This is a genomic window from Variovorax sp. V35 (assembly GCF_041154465.1).
GTDB lineage: Bacteria > Pseudomonadota > Gammaproteobacteria > Burkholderiales > Burkholderiaceae_C > Variovorax > Variovorax boronicumulans.
In genome coordinates this window covers 374,117-390,476 of the sequence record NZ_AP028666.1, presented here as the reverse complement: position 1 = coordinate 390,476, position 16,360 = coordinate 374,117, and the positions used below count along the sequence as shown (strand labels likewise).

General features: G+C 68.3%; 16 protein-coding genes. 9 read left to right on the top strand and 7 right to left on the bottom strand.

The genetic code is table 11. The annotated features are described in order from the left end of the window. The 4 genes from ACAM42_RS01835 (at position 1) to ACAM42_RS01820 (ending at position 3,090) form a co-directional block, all read left to right on the top strand. On the top strand, positions 1-237 hold the full coding sequence (locus ACAM42_RS01835; RefSeq protein WP_056584018.1) for a DUF3820 family protein: 237 nt from the start codon (positions 1-3) through the stop codon (positions 235-237). A 182-nt stretch (positions 238-419) separates the two neighbouring features. Continuing rightward, positions 420-827, top strand: a complete 408-nt coding sequence (locus ACAM42_RS01830) for an RNA-binding protein (protein ID WP_095950733.1) — start codon at positions 420-422, stop codon at positions 825-827. Between the two features lie 249 nt (positions 828-1,076). Further along, entirely contained in the window at positions 1,077-1,565 is a 489-nt protein-coding gene (locus ACAM42_RS01825; protein ID WP_307589438.1) for a tripartite tricarboxylate transporter TctB family protein, read from the top strand. Positions 1,566-1,578: 13 nt separating this feature from the next. Next, positions 1,579-3,090: a tripartite tricarboxylate transporter permease gene (locus tag ACAM42_RS01820; protein ID WP_062472774.1), complete on the top strand. Its 1,512-nt coding sequence runs from the start codon at positions 1,579-1,581 to the stop codon at positions 3,088-3,090. Between the two features lie 48 nt (positions 3,091-3,138). Here the strand turns inward: ACAM42_RS01820 and ACAM42_RS01815 are convergent, their stop codons facing one another. Continuing rightward, positions 3,139-3,897, bottom strand: a complete 759-nt coding sequence (locus tag ACAM42_RS01815; RefSeq protein ID WP_139703963.1) for a TSUP family transporter — start codon at positions 3,895-3,897, stop codon at positions 3,139-3,141. Positions 3,898-4,317: 420 nt separating this feature from the next. Here ACAM42_RS01815 and ACAM42_RS01810 point away from each other — a divergent pair, with 420 nt between their 5' ends. Both ACAM42_RS01810 and ACAM42_RS01805 read left to right on the top strand, forming a co-directional pair. Next, positions 4,318-5,556, top strand: a complete 1,239-nt coding sequence (locus ACAM42_RS01810; RefSeq protein ID WP_307589442.1) for an ammonium transporter — start codon at positions 4,318-4,320, stop codon at positions 5,554-5,556. A gap of 18 nt (positions 5,557-5,574) precedes the next feature. Continuing rightward, positions 5,575-5,877, top strand: coding sequence for a hypothetical protein (locus tag ACAM42_RS01805; protein WP_369630937.1), 303 nt, complete (start codon positions 5,575-5,577; stop codon positions 5,875-5,877). Between the two features lie 7 nt (positions 5,878-5,884). Here the strand turns inward: ACAM42_RS01805 and ACAM42_RS01800 are convergent, their stop codons facing one another. From ACAM42_RS01800 to ACAM42_RS01785, 4 genes are all read right to left on the bottom strand, one after another. Next, positions 5,885-7,558, bottom strand: a complete 1,674-nt coding sequence (locus ACAM42_RS01800; protein ID WP_369630936.1) for a thiamine pyrophosphate-binding protein — start codon at positions 7,556-7,558, stop codon at positions 5,885-5,887. 29 nt (positions 7,559-7,587) lie between these two features. Beyond that, on the bottom strand, positions 7,588-8,805 hold the full coding sequence (locus tag ACAM42_RS01795) for a pyridoxal phosphate-dependent aminotransferase (RefSeq protein WP_369630935.1): 1,218 nt from the start codon (positions 8,803-8,805) through the stop codon (positions 7,588-7,590). After that, positions 8,802-9,710: an amino acid ABC transporter substrate-binding protein gene (locus ACAM42_RS01790; RefSeq protein ID WP_062472764.1), complete on the bottom strand. Its 909-nt coding sequence runs from the start codon at positions 9,708-9,710 to the stop codon at positions 8,802-8,804. Before ACAM42_RS01790 ends, ACAM42_RS01795 begins: the two co-directional genes overlap by 4 nt. 100 nt (positions 9,711-9,810) lie before the next feature. After that, positions 9,811-11,349, bottom strand: coding sequence for an aldehyde dehydrogenase family protein (locus tag ACAM42_RS01785; protein WP_369630934.1), 1,539 nt, complete (start codon positions 11,347-11,349; stop codon positions 9,811-9,813). A gap of 181 nt (positions 11,350-11,530) precedes the next feature. Here ACAM42_RS01785 and ACAM42_RS01780 point away from each other — a divergent pair, with 181 nt between their 5' ends. Together ACAM42_RS01780 and ACAM42_RS01775 are read left to right on the top strand one after the other, a co-directional pair. Continuing rightward, complete coding sequence (locus tag ACAM42_RS01780; RefSeq protein ID WP_369630933.1) at positions 11,531-11,806, top strand: GIY-YIG nuclease family protein; 276 nt, start codon at positions 11,531-11,533, stop codon at positions 11,804-11,806. A gap of 160 nt (positions 11,807-11,966) precedes the next feature. Further along, positions 11,967-12,101, top strand: coding sequence for a hypothetical protein (locus tag ACAM42_RS01775; protein WP_369630932.1), 135 nt, complete (start codon positions 11,967-11,969; stop codon positions 12,099-12,101). A gap of 6 nt (positions 12,102-12,107) precedes the next feature. Here the strand turns inward: ACAM42_RS01775 and ACAM42_RS01770 are convergent, their stop codons facing one another. Beyond that, positions 12,108-13,742 (bottom strand): GMC family oxidoreductase, encoded by a 1,635-nt coding sequence (locus ACAM42_RS01770; RefSeq protein WP_369630931.1) that lies wholly within the window; start codon positions 13,740-13,742, stop codon positions 12,108-12,110. 71 nt (positions 13,743-13,813) lie between these two features. Then, the gene (locus ACAM42_RS01765; RefSeq protein WP_307589450.1) at positions 13,814-15,331 is read right to left on the bottom strand and encodes a CoA-acylating methylmalonate-semialdehyde dehydrogenase; all 1,518 of its coding nucleotides are present in this window, start codon (positions 15,329-15,331) and stop codon (positions 13,814-13,816) included. An 86-nt stretch (positions 15,332-15,417) separates the two neighbouring features. On the opposite strand from ACAM42_RS01765, the gene ACAM42_RS01760 reads away from it, so the two are divergent. Next, entirely contained in the window at positions 15,418-16,335 is a 918-nt protein-coding gene (locus ACAM42_RS01760; RefSeq protein WP_369630930.1) for a LysR family transcriptional regulator, read from the top strand. Positions 16,336-16,360: the final 25 nt, after the last annotated feature.

Genomic DNA, 16,360 nt, shown 5'->3' with positions numbered 1-16,360 from the left:
ATGAACCCCGAAGACCTGCAGCGCCTGGTGACGCTCGAAATGCCTTTTGGCAAGCACAAGGGCACGCTGATTGCCGATTTGCCCGGAAATTACCTGACCTGGTTTGCGCGCGAGGGTTTTCCCGCGGGAGAAATTGGCCGGCTGCTCGCTTTGATGCATGAAATAGACCACAACGGCCTGTCCGACCTCCTGAAACCGTTGCGAAACCGCCCGTCGGGTCGGAATGTTTCTCGATAACACAAGATTTCCCCCCTTTTTTCGGAAATCGGGCCGGATAATCCGGCTCACGTGTCTGCGAGCCTTGGCTCCCGTGCACGTAATTTGGTGATCGGTCAGTTTCGCGCCACAGCGCATTAGTTTGTTGTGATTCTGGGACTCCATCGCTTTGTGTTTTTTTGGTTTGAATTAGGAGTCCCTCCATGGGCAAGAAACTTTACGTGGGCAACCTCGCCTACTCCGTGCGTGACAACGACCTGGAACAGGCTTTCGGCGAGTTCGGCTCGATCGTCAGCGCCAAGGTCATGATGGAACGTGACACCGGCCGTTCGAAGGGCTTCGGCTTCGTCGAAATGGGCACGGACGCTGAAGCACTCGCAGCTGTCGAAGGCATGAACGGCGCATCGCTGCAGGGCCGCGCCCTGACGGTGAACGAAGCCCGTCCGATGGAAGCACGTCCCCCCCGCACCGGCGGTGGTGGCGGCTACGGCGGTGGTGGCGGCGGCGGCTACGGTGGTGGCGGCGGCGGCGGTTACGGCGGCGGCGGTGGCGGCCGTAGCGGTGGCGGCGGTGGTTACGGCGGCGGCGGCGGTGGCCGCGGCGGCTACTAAGCCCTCCCCCACACACTCATGAGCGCCTCGGCGCTCTGAATGAATAAAAAGCTCCTTCGGGAGCTTTTTTCGTTTCTGGCCCCACAACCCGCCCGCCCCCTTCGGGGAACAGCGACACGAAGTGCGCGAAGCCTGGGGGAGAGTCAGTCCCGTACTTTCCCTGTAAGCATTTGTCCGTACCGCGCTGGTCAGCCGACGGTCAGCCGCTGGCGACGACCCTCGTCCCTTCGAAAACAGAGGGTCGAGACAATGCAAATCAAGAGACAGGCGGACTTCTTCTCAGGAGTCATGTTCGCCGCCGTCGGTGGCGCGTTCGCCATCGGCGCCACCACCTACACCATCGGCGACGGCGCCCGCATGGGGCCGGGGTACTTCCCGCTGATGCTGGGCATCCTGCTGGCGCTGCTGGGCGCGCTGATCATGTTCCAGGCCATGGTGGTCGAGAGCGCCGACGGCGACAAGATCGGCAAATGGGCCTGGAAGCCGTTGGCCTTCGTGCTCGGCGCCAACCTGGCCTTCGGCGTGCTGCTGGGCGGTCTGCCCAGCGTCGGGCTGCCGGCGATGGGCATGATCATCGCGATCTACGCGCTGACGATCATCTCGAGCATGGCCGGCGAGCACTTCAAGCTGCGCGACGTGCTGGTGCTCTCCACCATCCTGGCGGCCGGCAGCTATGTGGCCTTCATCTGGGCGCTCAAGCTCCAGATCCAGGTCTGGCCCACGTTCATTTCGGGTTGAGGAGCACACCGCCATGGAACTGTTCCACAACCTGGCGACCGGCTTCGGCGTCGCCTTCACCTTCACCAACCTGCTGTACTGCCTGGTGGGCTGCATCCTGGGCACGCTGATCGGCGTGCTGCCCGGCATCGGCCCGGTCGCGACGATCGCGATGCTGCTGCCCGCCACCTACGCGCTGCCGCCCGTGTCGGCGCTGATCATGCTGGCCGGCATCTACTACGGCGCCCAGTACGGCGGCTCGACCACGGCCATCCTGGTGAACCTGCCCGGGGAGTCATCCTCGGTGGTCACCTGCATCGACGGCTACCAGATGGCAAGGCAGGGCCGCGCAGGCCCCGCGCTGGCCGCGGCGGGCCTGGGCTCGTTCTTCGCGGGCTGCGTCGGCACCTTGATCCTGGCCGCCTTCGCGCCGCCGCTGACCGAGCTGGCCTTCAAGTTCGGCCCGGCCGAGTACTTCTCGCTGATGGTGCTGGGCCTGATCGGCGCGGTGGTGCTGGCCTCGGGCTCGCTGCTCAAGGCGGTGGCGATGATCGTGCTGGGCCTGCTGCTGGGCATCGTGGGCACCGACGTGAATTCGGGCGTCGCGCGCTTCAGCTTCGACATTCCCGAGCTCACCGACGGCATCGGCTTCGTGGTGATCGCCATGGGCGTGTTCGGCTACGGCGAAATCATCGGCAACCTCTCGCAGCCCGACGACGAGCGCGAGGTGTTCACGCACAAGGTCAAGGGCCTGTGGCCCACCAAGGACGACTTCAAGCGCATGACGCCGGCCGTGCTGCGCGGCACGGCGCTGGGTTCGGCGCTGGGCATCCTGCCGGGCGGCGGCGCGCTGCTGGCGGCCTTCGCGGCCTATGCGCTGGAGAAGAAGATCAAGATGCGCCCGGGCGAAGTGCCCTTCGGCAAGGGCAACATCCGCGGCGTGGCCTCGCCCGAGTCGGCCAACAACGCCGGCGCGCAGACCTCCTTCATTCCGCTGCTGACGCTGGGCATCCCGCCCAACGCCGTGATGGCGCTGATGGTGGGCGCGATGACGATCCACAACATCCAGCCCGGCCCGCAGGTGATGACCAGCAACCCGGAGCTGTTCTGGGGCCTGATCGCCTCGATGTGGATCGGCAACGCGATGCTGATCATCCTGAACCTGCCGCTGATCGGCATGTGGATCAAGCTCCTGACGGTGCCCTACAAGTTCCTGTTCCCTGCCATCGTGCTGTTCTGCGCGATCGGCGTGTACTCGACCAACAACAACACCTTCGACGTGTGGATGGTGGCGATCTTCGGCTTCATCGGCTACCTGTTCCTGAAGCTGCGCACCGAGCCGGCCCCGCTGCTGCTGGGCTTCATCCTCGGGCCGATGATGGAAGAGAACCTGCGGCGCGCGCTGCTGCTGTCGCGCGGTGCGTGGAGCGTGTTCGTGACGCGGCCGCTGTCGGCGGGCCTGCTGATTGCCGCAGCCTTGCTGCTGGCCATCGTGCTGTTGCCCGCGATCAAGGCGAAACGCGAAGAGGCGTTTGTCGAGGACTGACCTCGGTGCCCTCAAAGAAAAGCCCCTGGCCGGACGCCAGGGGCTTTTTTATTTCAGGAACGCGTCGTAGGCGGTTTTCAGGATCAGCGCACTCACCACCACGATGAACACGATCCGCACGAACCCCGCCCCGTGCTTCAGCGCCACGCGCGTGCCGACCAGGCTGCCGGCCACGTTGGCCACGGCCATCACCAGCCCGTAGTGCCACCAGACGTGGCCCTTGGCGGCCAGCAGGATCAGCGCGGCGGCGTTGGTCAGGGTGTTGATGACCTTGGCCGAGGCCGAGGCGTTGAGGAAGTCGTAGCCCATCCAGCGCACGAACAGGAACACCAGGAAGCTGCCCGTGCCCGGCCCGAAGAAGCCGTCGTAGAAACCGATGGTCAGGCCGATGGTGCTGGCCGCCAGCGTCTCGGCGCGGCCGCTGAAGCGCGGCGCGTGCAGCCGGCCCATGTCCTTGCGCGCCAGCGTGTAGACCAGCACGCCCAGCAGGATGACCGGCAGCGCCCGGCGCAGGAAGTCGCCCGGGAAGACCGTGACGGTCCAGGCGCCGAGCATCGAGCCGCCGAAGCCCAGCAGCGCGGCCGGCCACATGGCGCTCCAGCGCATCTGCACCCGCTGGCTGAACTGGGCCGCCGAGGCCGCCGTGCCCCAGATGGACGCGCTCTTGTTGGTGCCCAGCAGCGTGGCGGGCGGCGCGCCCGGAAACACCGCAAAAAGGGCCGGCACCAGGATCAACCCGCCGCCGCCCACGATCGCATCGATAAAACCCGCGAGCAGTGAGGCGCCCGTGACCACCAGCATTTCCATGCGGGCGATTGTCTCACCGGAATCGCTATCGAAACGATAGCTATGGCAGCCGGTACTGGCTGGCCAGGAGGCTTGTTTGGCTGGGAGGAAAGCGCCCGCGTCCGCGCGGCGAACAGGCAAAAAAAAAGCGCCGACCAGCGGCGCTTTTCAAATATCAGACAGGCATCTCGTACGGAGCCTTTGAAGAATGTTCTTGTTGATCGATCGGAAGCTTGTCTCCTCGGACCCTCGGCAGTACGAGCAGGGCCCGTCGCGAGTGCGCAGATTGTGCAAGCGCGCACCCGCCCGGTGCATTAGGAATTACCCGCTTCGTGTTACTTCGACCCTCCGGTTGGGAAACCAAAGTGTTTCAGTCAGTTAACAAGATGGCATGACTCGTGCACACAGGCCTCTTGTCCACCACTCCAAGAAGAAACGGTCATGGCCCTGCTGGCACCCCAAGCCTCCCTGAACGCGGCCGACACCGCCTGGATGATGACCTCGACCGCGCTGGTGCTGCTGATGACGCTGCCCGGCATCGCGCTCTTCTATGCCGGCATGGTGCGGCGCAAGAACGTGCTGGCCACCATGGCCGGGGTGGTGGCGATCGCCGCCGTGGTCTCGCTGACCTGGTTCGCGCTCGGCTACTCGCTGGCCTTCACGCCCGGCTGGCCCTGGCTGGGCAAGCTCTCGCGCATCGGCTTCTCGGGCTTCGAGTACCTGAAGGAGGCCGGCCAGGTGGCCGTGAGCCACGTGGCGCCGAACGTGCCGGAATCGGTCTACGCGATGTTCCAGCTGAGCTTCGCGATCATCACGACCGCGCTGGTGCTCGGCGCCTTTGTCGAGCGCATGCGCTTCTCGGCGCTGCTGTGGTTCGCGCTGCTGTGGAGCGTGCTCGTGTACGCACCGGTCGCGCACTGGGTGTGGGAGCCGGGCGGCTGGCTCGCGCAGATGGGCGCGCTCGACTTCGCGGGCGGCTCGGTGGTGCACGTCAACGCGGGCATCGCGGGGCTGGTGTGCGCCTATGCGCTCGGGCCGCGCCGGGGCTACGGGCGCGAGGCCTTCGAGCCCTACAGCCTGGCGCTCACCATGACGGGCGCGGGCCTGCTGTGGGTGGGCTGGTTCGGCTTCAATGCCGGCTCGGCGGTGGCGGCCGACGGGCGCGCCGGCCTGGCCATGCTGGTCACGCACATCGCGGCGGCGGCCGGCGCCATGAGCTGGATGGTCGGCGAATGGATCGTGCGCCGCAGCCCCTCGCTGCTGGGCCTGTGCTCCGGCCTCGTGGCCGGGCTGGTGGCGATCACGCCGGCGGCCGGCTTCGTCACGCCACTGTCGGCGCTGGCCATCGGCGCCATCGCCGGGCTGGCCTGCTACTGGGGCGCCACGGGCCTGAAGCACCTGCTCGGTGCGGACGACTCGCTCGACGTGTTCGGCGTGCACGGCATCGGCGGCATCGTGGGTGCGCTGCTCACTGGCGTGTTCGCCGACCCGCGCATCTCGGGCGCGGCGGGCAATGTGCTGACGCAGGCGATCGCGGTCGCCAGCGTGGCGATCTACAGCGCGGCCGGCACGGCCATCGTGCTGTTCCTGGTGCATGTGCTGGTCGGATTGCGCGTCGACCCCGAGAGTGAACTGGTGGGCCTCGATCTTGCTCAGCATCGTGAACACCTGGGAGCCTGACCACCCGAGGGAGACGCCATGCCATCCATGTCCGAAAGCGAACGCATCGCGCTTGCAGCACGCCTTCACGTGGCACTGCGGCGAAAGCACGGGCGCGTGACCGACACCGAATGGATGGCCACCAACGCCGAGTACGCCGCCGAGATCGTGCGCATGACGCGCCAGCACGCCGCCGAGACGAAAGACGACGAACTCAACCAGCTCGCCACGCGGCTCGAGCAGGCCATGGAACCGCTGGCCCGCGCCGCGCGCTTGGCGGCGCGCCAGCCCGACGGCCTGCCGCCCACGCCGCCGCCGCGCTACGTCGGCGGGCTGCGCTGACGACGCCTCAGTTCGCGGCCAGCGCCGCCTTGCGGATCGACGCCAGCGTGCTCGCGGGCGTGATCGCCTCCGGGTCGAGCAGGCAATGCAGGATGGCCGGCTTGCCACTGGCACGCGCACGCGCGAGTGCGGGGCCGAATTCCTCCGTCGTGGTCACGCGCTCGCCGTGGCCGCCGAACACCTCGGCGTAGCCGCGGAAGTCGGGGTTCTTCAGCTGCGTGGCGCTGATGCGGCCGGGGTAGTGCTTTTCCTGGTGCATGCGGATCGTGCCGTACATGCCGTTGTCCAGCAGCACGACGAGGATCGGCAGTCCGTACTGCACGGCAGTGGCGAACTCCTGGCCGTGCATCATGAAATCGCCGTCGCCCGCGAACACGACCACCTCGCGCTCGGGCCACAGGCGCTTGGCGCCGACGCCGGCGGGCAGGCCGTAGCCCATCGAGCCGCTGGTCGGCGCGAGCTGGCTCGCGAACGCGCGGAACGGCCAGAAGCGGTGCACCCAGGTCGCGAAGTTGCCCGCGCCGTTGCAGAAGATGGTGTCGGCCGGCAGCACCTCGCGCAGGTGCTGCATGACCTCGCCCATCTGCAGCGGGCCGGGGATGCGGATCGCGGCCGGGTCGCTCCAGCGCAGAAAGTCTTCGCGTGCGGTCTTCGTCTCGGCCTGCCAAACAGGAGGTGATGCGGGACGCAGCGTGGACACCGCTTCGGCGAACGCCTGCGGCGTGGCGTGGATGCCCTGCGTCGGGCGATAGAGCTTGCCGAGCTCGTCGGCATCGGCGTGCACATGCACCAGCGCCTGCTTCGGCTGCGGGATCGCGAACAGCTCATAGCCCTGCGACGGCACTTCCGACAGTCGCCCACCCACCAGCAGCACGAGGTCCGCATCGCGGATGCGCGCCAGCATGCGCGGGTTCGCGCCAAGGCCCAGGTCGCCCGCGTAGCAGGGGTGCTCGGCGGACATCAGCATCTGGCGGCGGAACGAGCAGTGCACGGGCAGCGCATGCGCCTCGGCGAACTGCGCGAACTGCTGCGTCGCGGCTTCCGACCAGCGGCTGCCGCCCAGAATGACGACCGGCCGCTGCGCCTGCGACAGGCGCTGCTGCAACTCGGCAATCTGCGCCGCGCCCGGATGCGTTTCGGTGACGGCATACGGCAGCGCATCGGCCACCATGGCGGCTTCGGTCAGCATGTCTTCGGGCAGCGCGATCACCACCGGACCGGGCCGGCCCGAGGTCGCGACGTGGAAGGCGCGCGACACCAGCTCGGGCACGCGCGCCGGATCGTCGATCTGCACGACCCACTTGGCCATCGTGCCGAAGACCGCGCTGTAGTCCAGCTCCTGGAAGGCTTCGCGGCCCATCGCGTCGCGCGCGACCTGGCCGACGAACAGCAGGAGCGGCGTCGAGTCCTGGTGCGCGATGTGCACGCCCGCCGCCGCATTGGTGGCGCCAGGGCCGCGCGTGACGAAGCAGATGCCGGGCTGCCCCGTGAGCTTGCCCTGCGCCTCGGCCATCATCGTGGCGCCGCCTTCCTGCCGGCACACCGTCACGTCGATCGATGCATCGTGCAGCGCGTCGAGCACGGCCAGGAAGCTTTCGCCGGGCACGCAGAAAAGCTGCCGGACGCCGTGGGTGATGAGCTGGTCGACCAGGATCTGGCCGCCGGTGCGGGAGGAAGTCATGAGGGTTCCAGTGGAATGAAGAGGAGAGGTCAGGAGAGCGCGGCGCAGGCGGCGGCGATGCGCGAACAGGCCTCTTCGAGCTGCGCCATCGACGTCGCATACGAGATGCGGAAATACGGTGCGAGCCCGAACACGCTGCCCGGCACCACCGCCACCTCGAAGTCCTGCAGCAGGTAGCGGCAGAAGTCGCTGTCGGTCTGCAGCAGCGCGCCGGCGGCGGTGCGCTTGCCGAGCACGCCGGCGCAACTTGCGAAGGTGTAGAAGGCGCCTTCGGGCACGCGGCAGTGCAGGCCCGGCGTGCGGTTGAGCGCGGCCACGACGACATCGCGGCGCTGTTGAAACGATGCGCAGCGCTCGGCGACGATGCCCTGCGGGCCGGTGAGCGCCTCGATCGCCGCGGCCTGGCTCACCGACGACGGGCACGAGGTCGACTGGCTCTGCACCACGGCCATGGCAGCGATCAACGCGCGCGGCCCGGCGCCGTAGCCGACGCGCCAGCCGGTCATCGCGTAGGCCTTCGACACACCGTTCACCGTGAGCGTACGTTCGCGCAGCCGCGGTTCGACAGCCACCGGCGTTGCGAACGCGAGGCCGTCATAAAGGATGTGCTCGTAGATGTCGTCCGCCAGCACCCAGACGTGGGGGTGATCGAGCAGCACGTCGGTGATCGGCTTCAGTTGCGCCGCGCTGTAGGCCGCGCCGCTCGGGTTCGACGGCGAGTTGAGAAACAGCCAGCGCGTGCGCGGCGTGATGGCCGCCTGCAGCTGCGCTGCCGTCAGCCGAAAGCCGTTCTCTTCGCCGCACGCCACCGACACCGGCACGCCGCCGCAGATCTGCACGATGTCGGCGTACGAGGTCCAGTACGGCGCAGGCAGGATCACTTCGTCGCCCGGGTTCAGGCTCGCCATCAGTGCATTGAAGATCACCTGCTTGGCGCCCGCGCTCACGCTGATCTCGTCGAGTGCGAAGTCCAGCGCGTTGTCGCGCTTGAACTTCAGCTGCACCGCCGCCTTCATCGCCGGGCTGCCGTCGAGCACCGTGTAGCGCGTGTCGCCGCGCGCAATGGCCTGCGAGGCCGCATGCCGGATGTTCTCGGGCGTGTCGAAGTCGGGCTCGCCCGCGCCCAGCACGATCACCGGGCGGCCGGCGCGCTTGAGCGCCTGCGCATGGTCGGTGATGCGCAGGATCTCCGAGACGTGGATGGCGCGCACGCGTTGCGCCGGCGAGAACACGGCGGCGTCTGTCACTTGGCGTAGGCCTCCAGTGGCTTGTCGTTGGGTTCGAGCACGAGCTGCTTGAGCGCGGGGCTCATCGGCAGGTTGAGGCTGGTGTTCTTCGGCGGGATCGCGGCCACGAACCACTTGGTGTAGATCTTCTCGAGCTCGCCGCTCTTCATGAGCTTGCGCAGTGAATCGTCCACCGCGGCCTTGAAGGCCGGGTCGTCCTTGCGGAACAGCAGCGCGATCGGCTCGGAGCCCAGCGCCTCGCCGGTGATGCGGTAGGCCGTCGGGTTCTTCGAGTTCGCGATGATGCCGGCGAGCAGGTTGTCGTCGAGCACGAAGGCGTCGGCGCGGCCCGACTCCATGAGCAGGAAGCTTTCCAGGTGGTCCTTGCCGAGCATCGTGTTGTACGAGACGTTCTGCGCACGCTCGCGCTTGCGCAGCAGCTGCACGGCGGTGGTCCCGGTCGAGGCCGACACGTTGCGGCCCGCGAGCTGGTCGAGCGTGGTGATGCCCGAGTCGACCTTGGTGGCCATGCGCACTTCGCTCACGTACGTGGTGAGCGCGAAGGCCACCTGCTGCTGACGCGCGGTGTTATTGGTGGTGGGGCCGCAGCCGATGTCCAGCGTGCCGTTCTGCACCAGCGGGATGGTGTTCTGAGCGGTCACGGCCATGTACTCGAGCTTGGCGTTGGGCGTGATGTCCTTGAGCACGCGCTCGCAGAGCTCGACGTGGTAGCCCACGTACTTCTCGCCTGCGCCCAGCATGTAGGCCATGGGCGGCGAGGCTTCGCGCACGCCGAGCACGACCTTGCCGCTCGCCTTGATCTTGTCGAGCGTGCCGCCCGTGGGCGCCTGCTGCGCGGTGGCGGTGGTGCCGAAGGCGAGCGCAAGCAGCGCGGCGGTGGCGAGGGTCTTCAGTTGCATCTTCATCTTTGCTGTCTCCTGGTGGTTTTTCTGGGGGGATAGGTACGGCCGCTGCCTGGCCGCTGCGGCGAAATGCCGCGCGGCAGGCACCACGGGCCGGGGTTGTTCAGTCGCCGATGTCGAAGGTCACGCCTTGAGCCAAGGGCAATGCCGTCGAGTAGTTGATGGTGTTGGTCGCGCGGCGCATGTAGGCCTTCCAGCTGTCCGAGCCCGCTTCGCGCCCGCCGCCGGTTTCCTTCTCGCCACCGAAGGCGCCGCCGATCTCGGCGCCGCTCGGGCCGATGTTGACGTTGGCGATGCCGCAGTCCGAACCCGCGCTGGACACGAAGCGCTCGGCCTCGCGCACGTTGAGCGTGAAGATCGACGACGACAGGCCCGCGCCCACCGCGTTGTGCCATTCGATGGCTTCGTCGAGCGAGCTGTAGCGCACCACATAGAGGATGGGCGCGAAGGTCTCGCGCAGCACCGGGCCGGCGTGCGACTTCAGCTCCACCAGCGCGGGGCGCACATAGAACGCGTCCTGCGTGCCGATGCCCTCGACGCGCTGGCCGCCGTGCACCGTGGCGCCGGTCTCGCGGCTTTCGTTCAGGGCCTTCTGCATGCCGTCGAAGGCCGCGCGGTCGATCAGTGGACCAACCAGCGTGCCGGCCTCGCGCGGGTCGCCCACCTGCACGCTGCCGTAGACCTTCACGAGCTTGGGCACCAGCTGGTCGTACACGCTCTCGTGCACGAACAGGCGCCGCAGCGTGGTGCAGCGCTGGCCGGCCGTGCCCATGGCCGCGAAGGCGATGCCGCGCAGCGTGAGGTCGAGGTCGGCCGAGGGCGTGACGATGGCTGCGTTGTTGCCGCCCAGTTCGAGGATCGCGCGGGCGAAGCGCGCCGCCAGCTTCGGTCCGACCTGCCGGCCCATCGCCGTGGAGCCGGTGGCCGAGAGGATCGGCACGCGAGGATCGTCGACCAGCACCTCGCCGATGTCGCGCGGGCCCAGCAGCAGGCCGAGCAGGCCTTCGGGCGCGTCGCCGAAACGTTCGATGGCGCGCTGCGCGATGGCGTGCACGGCCAGCGCGGTGAGCGGTGTTTTCTCGGAAGGCTTCCACACCACCGGGTCGCCGCACACCAGCGCGAGCGCCGCGTTCCACGACCACACGGCCACCGGAAAGTTGAAGGCCGAGATCACGCCGCACACGCCCAGCGGGTGCCAGGTTTCCATCATCCGGTGCTCGGCGCGCTCGGTGGCCAGCGTGAGGCCGTAGAGCTGGCGCGAGAGGCCGACCGCGAAGTCGCAGATGTCGATCATTTCCTGCACCTCGCCCGCGCCTTCGGACGGGATCTTGCCGGCCTCCAGCGTGACGAGGCGGCCCAGGTCGCGCTTGGCGGCGCGCAGCTCTTCGCCCAGCAGGCGCACCAGCTCGCCACGGCGCGGCGCCGGCACCAGACGCCAGGCCTTGAAGGCCTCGTGCGCGCGGCCGATGGCGCCGGTGGCTTCCACGGCCGTGGTCTGCGGCACCTGCGCGATCACCTCGCCGCTGACCGGCGAGCGCACCGTGAGGTCGCCGCGGGTGTGGGCGGTGCGGGGCACGCCCAGGCGATGCAGCAGTTGTTCAACCTCGGCGGGAAGGGACACGGGGGTCTGGGCTTCTGGCATGGACGCTCCAGGGAGAAAGAAGGACAGAAGAAGAAATGCGACGGCGGGAACGGGCCAATATGTGCGAAACCCGCGCCCTTGCCTAGCGAAAAATTGGAAGGACTTGGTGCGTTTTACGAATGAACTTCGTGGCGACACCTTCGTTCGACGCACGATAAGCGCCTGCCCGCACAATGCGCGCGTGCCCCGAAAACCGCCCGATCCCTCGCCGCCCCCACCCTATTGGCTCTACCTGCTGGAATGCGAAGGCGGCGTGTACTACGCGGGCATCGCGCTCGACGTGGAGCAGCGCTTCTTCCAGCATGTCTTCGGGATGGGCGCCAAGTTCACGCGCGCGCGTCCACCGCAGCGCGTGCTGGCGGCGCGCCAGTACCCCGACAAGGGCGCCGCGCTGCGGGCGGAGATCGCGCTCAAGGCGCTGCCGCGGGCACGCAAGCTGGCATTCTTCGACAGTTAGCCACCCGCCGCAGGCGACCTGCACAGCATCACCGGCAGACACTGCAGATAGCGCACGGCGCCGGCCAGCCCTGCGCCGTGGGCTGGAGGAGCAGGCGGCACCGCCCGATGCGGAAATCCGGCAGCAGGCGCTCGATGCCGCCGCGGCCTCGCGCCCGCTCTTGGCCGAGGCCTTCGCCAGCTACCGCAAGGCCGGCCCCGATGCGATGTTCGAGGTCGGCGTGGACCTCATGCTCGAAGGCGCGAAGGCGCGCCTGGAAGCTGACAACAAGAGCCGCGCCAAGCCGCGCCGCTGAGCCGGCTCAGCGGTTGCGGTTGTCTTCCAGGATCCAGCCCGCCGCCTTCTCCGCCATCATCAACGTCGGGCTGTTGGTGTTGCCACTCGTGATGGTGGGCATCGCGCCCGCATCGACCACGCGCAGGCCGCGCACGCCGCGCACGCGCAGGCGCGCATCAAGCACCGCCATCGGGTCGCCGTCGGCGCCCATCTTGGTGGTGCCGACCGGGTGGAAGATGGTGGTGGCGATGTCGCCGGCCAGCCGCGCGAGGTCGTCGTCGGTCTGGTACTGCACGCCGGGCTTCCACTCCTGCGGCTTGTACTTCGCGAGCGCGGGCTGCTGCGCGATGCGGCGCGTCACGCGCAGCGAATCGGCCGCCACCTTGCGGTCTTCCTCGGTGCTCAGGTAGTTGGGCGCGATGGCGGGCGCATCTTCGAAACGCGCGCTCTTGATGCGCACCGAGCCCCGGCTCGTCGGGTTCAGGTTGCACACGCTCGCGGTGAAGGCCGGGAAACTGTGCAGCGGCTCGCCGAAGGCGTCGAGCGACAGCGGCTGCACGTGGTACTGGATGTTGGGCCACGCGCGGTCGGGCGAGCTGCGCGTGAAGGCGCCGAGCTGCGACGGCGCCATGCTCATCGGGCCGCTGCGCTTGAGCAGGTATTCGAGGCCGATCTTCGCCTTGCCGACCAGCGACGAGGCCAGCACGTTGAGCGTGGGCGCGCCTTCGATCTTGTAGACCGCGCGGATCTGCAGGTGGTCCTGCAGGTTGGCGCCGACGCCGGGCGCGTCCAGCGCCACGTCGATGCCGTGCTGGCGCAGCAGCTCGGCCGGGCCGACGCCCGACAGCTGCAGGATCTGCGGCGAGCCGATGGCGCCCGCGCTCAGGATCACTTCGCACTCGGCGTGCGCGGTGGTCATCTCGGTGCCGTCCCACACCTGCGCGCCGGTGCAGCGTTTCGTGCCGTCGGGCAGCGTCTCGAACAGCAAGCGCGACACCTGCGCGCCGGTCCACAGTTCGAAGTTGGGGCGGCCGTAGCAGGTCGGCCGCAGGAAGGCCTTGGCGGTGTTCCAGCGCCAGCCGTTCTTCTGGTTGACCTGGAAGTAGCCCACGCCTTCGTTGCTGCCGCGGTTGAAGTCGGCGGTGTGCGGCACGCCGGCCTGCACGGCCGCGTCGGCAAAGGCATCGAGGATGTCCCAGCGCAGCCGCTGTTTCTCGACACGCCATTCGCCGCCCGCGCCGTGCATCTCGTCGGCGCCGAGGTAGAAGTCTTCGTGCTTGCGAAAGGCCGGCAGCACGTTCTCCCAGCGCCAGCCTTCGTCGCTCGTGAGTTCAGCCCAGTGTTCGTAATCGCGCGACTGGCCGCGCATGTAGATCATGCCGTTGATGCTGGAGCAGCCGCCCAGCGTCTTGCCGCGCGGATAGCGCAGCGTGCGGCCGTTCAGGCCCGCATCGGGCTCGGTGTTGTAGAGCCAGTCGGTGCGCGGGTTGCCGATGCAGTACAGGTAGCCCACCGGAATGTGGATCCAGTGGTAGTCGTCCTTGCGGCCGGCCTCGATGAGCAGCACACGCTTGGTCTTGTCGGCGCTCAGCCGGTTGGCGATGAGCGAGCCGGCGGTGCCGGCGCCGATGATGATGTAGTCGAAGGTGGTGTCGCTCATGGCGGCTGGCTTTTTGTCTCTCGTTGTTCTTCGGATGCGAAGCGCCGCACGTGCGGCGCCCCCTTTTACCTTTACTTCGCTGTCGGCATCACGAACTCGGCGCCCTTGCCGATGCTCTCGGGCCAGCGCTGCATGATCGACTTCTGCTTCGTATAGAAGCGCACGCCCTCTTCGCCATACGCGTGCATGTCGCCGAACAGGCTCTTCTTCCAGCCGCCGAAGCCGTGCCAGGCCATCGGCACCGGGATCGGCACGTTGATGCCGACCATGCCGACCTGGATGCGGCGGCCGAACTCGCGCGCCACGTTGCCGTCGCGCGTGAAGCAGCTCACGCCGTTGCCGAACTCGTGCGCGTTGATGAGGTCGACGGCTTCCTTGAAGGTCGCGACGCGCAGGCAGCCCAGCACGGGGCCGAAGATCTCCTCCTTGTAGATGCGCATCTCGGGCGTGACGTGGTCGAACAGCGTGCCGCCCATCCAGAAGCCGTCGCCGCAGCCTTCGCCCGCCTTGTTGCCGTCGAAGCTGCGGCCGTCGACCAGCAGCTTCGCGCCTTCCTTCTCGCCCTGCGCGATGTAGCCGGTGATGCGCTCGTGCGCGGCACGCGTGACGATCGGGCCCATCTCGGCCGCGAGGTTCTCGCCGTTGAGCACCTTCAGCGTCTTCGTGCGCTCGATGAGCTTGGGCAGCAGGCGGTCGGCCACGTCGCCCACCAGCACCGCGACGCTGATCGCCATGCAGCGCTCGCCGGCCGAGCCGTAACCGGCGCCGATCAGCGCATCGACCGCCTGGTCGATGTCGGCGTCGGGCATGACGACCATGTGGTTCTTCGCGCCGCCCAGCGCCTGCACGCGCTTGCCGTGGCGTGCGCCGGTCTCGTAGATGTAGTTGGCGATGGGCGTGGAGCCCACGAAGCTCACGGCCTTGACGTCGGGGTGCTCCAGCAGCGCGTCGACCGCGGCCTTGTCACCCTGCACCACGTTGAACACGCCGTCGGGCAGGCCGGCCTTCTTGAGCAGCTCGGCCATCAGCAGCGACGGGCTCGGGTCGGTCGGGCTGGGCTTGAGCACGAAGGTGTTGCCCGCGGCGATGGCCACCGGGAACATCCACATCGGCACCATCACCGGGAAGTTGAAGGGCGTGATGCCGGCCACAACGCCCAGCGGCTGGCGCAGCGTCCAGTTGTCGATGCCGGTGCTCACCTGGTCGGTGAAGTCGCCCTTGAGCAGCTGCGGAATGCCGCAGGCGAACTCGACGATGTCGATGCCGCGGCTCACTTCGCCCTGTGCGTCGGTGAACACCTTGCCGTGCTCGGCGGTGATGAGGTGGGCGAGCTCGTCCTTGTGCTGGTTGAGCAACTCGAGGAACTTGAACATCACGCGCGCCCGGCGGATCGGCGGCGTGTCGGCCCAGGCCGGGAACGCGGCTTGGGCAGCGGCCACGGCGGCCCCCACCTGCGCGGCGTCGGCCAGGCCGACCTTGCCGGTGACGGCACCGGTGGCGGGGTTGGTCACGTCCTGCGTGCGGCCGGAGGTGTTGGCGGCGGGGGCGCCGGCGATGTGGTGGTCGATATTTCGGGTGCTGATGGACATGTGCGGGTCTCCTGAAGGCAATTTGGCCCAATCCACGAAGAGAAAGCCAATGAATTCGCGTCGATGGCGCTATAAATCAGTCTTATATGGCTACGTCATCGATGGACCTCCAGATTCTGCGCGCCTTCATCCTGGCGGCGCGCGAGGGCAACGTCTCGCGCGCCGCCGAGAAGCTGCACCTGACGCAGCCCGCAGTGAGCCTGCAGCTCAAGCGTTTCGCGGAAGAAACCGGGCTGGTGCTGTTCACCCGCACGCCGCACGGGCTGGCGCTCACGGCCGACGGCGCGGCCATGCTGCCGCAGGCCGAGCGCGTGCTGGCGGCCGTGGGCGACCTGCAGCAGGCCGCGCGCAACCTGCAGGTCACGGTGCGCGGGGCGCTGCGCATCGGCACCATCCTCGACCCCGAGTTCACGCGGCTGGGCGTGTTCCTGCGCGAGCTGGTCGAGGCCGCGCCGCAGATCGAGACCGAGCTGCGCCACGGCATGAGCGGCAGCGTGCTGGCGCAGGTGCTGCGCGGCGAGCTCGACGTGGGCTTTCACCTCGACCCGGGCAATCCGGACGACGCACCCGACGCCGCCGCCCCGGCGCCGCTGGCGGTGCGCACCCTCACCCGCTTCAGCTACCGCGTGGTCGCGCCGGCCGGCTGGGGCCCGCAGGTGCTGGGGCGCGACTGGAAGGCGCTGGCCGCCCTGCCCTGGCTGGCCACGCCGCCCGAGTCGGCGCACCACCGTCTGCTGGAACGCGTGTTCGGCCCGCTCGGCCTGGCGCCCCGGCGCGTGGCGCTGGTCGACCAGGAGGCCTCGATGCTCGACCTGCTGAAATCGGGCGTGGGCCTGAGCCTGGTGCGCGACTCGATCGCCATCCGCGAAAGCCAGGCCCACGGCCTCGTGCTGGCCGACCGCGTGCGGCTGGATTGCGCGCTGCGTTTCGTCTCGCTGGCCGCGCGGCGCGACGAGCCGGTGATCGCCAGCGCCTGGGATGCGCTGGCCCGGGCCTGGAGCTGAAGATTGGCTGAAAAAAACGGCGTCT

What these genes read in the sequence shown, in the direction of transcription:
- ACAM42_RS01835 (WP_056584018.1), top strand. Translation starts at nt 1, where the DNA reads ATGAACCCCGAAGACCTGCAGCGCCTGGTGACGCTCGAAATGCCTTTT.
- ACAM42_RS01830 (WP_095950733.1), top strand. Translation starts at nt 420, where the DNA reads ATGGGCAAGAAACTTTACGTGGGCAACCTCGCCTACTCCGTGCGTGAC.
- ACAM42_RS01825 (WP_307589438.1), top strand. Translation starts at nt 1,077, where the DNA reads ATGCAAATCAAGAGACAGGCGGACTTCTTCTCAGGAGTCATGTTCGCC.
- ACAM42_RS01820 (WP_062472774.1), top strand. Translation starts at nt 1,579, where the DNA reads ATGGAACTGTTCCACAACCTGGCGACCGGCTTCGGCGTCGCCTTCACC.
- ACAM42_RS01815 (WP_139703963.1), bottom strand. Translation starts at nt 3,897, where the DNA reads ATGGAAATGCTGGTGGTCACGGGCGCCTCACTGCTCGCGGGTTTTATC.
- ACAM42_RS01810 (WP_307589442.1), top strand. Translation starts at nt 4,318, where the DNA reads ATGGCCCTGCTGGCACCCCAAGCCTCCCTGAACGCGGCCGACACCGCC.
- ACAM42_RS01805 (WP_369630937.1), top strand. Translation starts at nt 5,575, where the DNA reads ATGCCATCCATGTCCGAAAGCGAACGCATCGCGCTTGCAGCACGCCTT.
- ACAM42_RS01800 (WP_369630936.1), bottom strand. Translation starts at nt 7,558, where the DNA reads ATGACTTCCTCCCGCACCGGCGGCCAGATCCTGGTCGACCAGCTCATC.
- ACAM42_RS01790 (WP_062472764.1), bottom strand. Translation starts at nt 9,710, where the DNA reads ATGAAGATGCAACTGAAGACCCTCGCCACCGCCGCGCTGCTTGCGCTC.
- ACAM42_RS01785 (WP_369630934.1), bottom strand. Translation starts at nt 11,349, where the DNA reads ATGCCAGAAGCCCAGACCCCCGTGTCCCTTCCCGCCGAGGTTGAACAA.
- ACAM42_RS01770 (WP_369630931.1), bottom strand. Translation starts at nt 13,742, where the DNA reads ATGAGCGACACCACCTTCGACTACATCATCATCGGCGCCGGCACCGCC.
- ACAM42_RS01765 (WP_307589450.1), bottom strand. Translation starts at nt 15,331, where the DNA reads ATGTCCATCAGCACCCGAAATATCGACCACCACATCGCCGGCGCCCCC.
- ACAM42_RS01760 (WP_369630930.1), top strand. Translation starts at nt 15,418, where the DNA reads ATGGCTACGTCATCGATGGACCTCCAGATTCTGCGCGCCTTCATCCTG.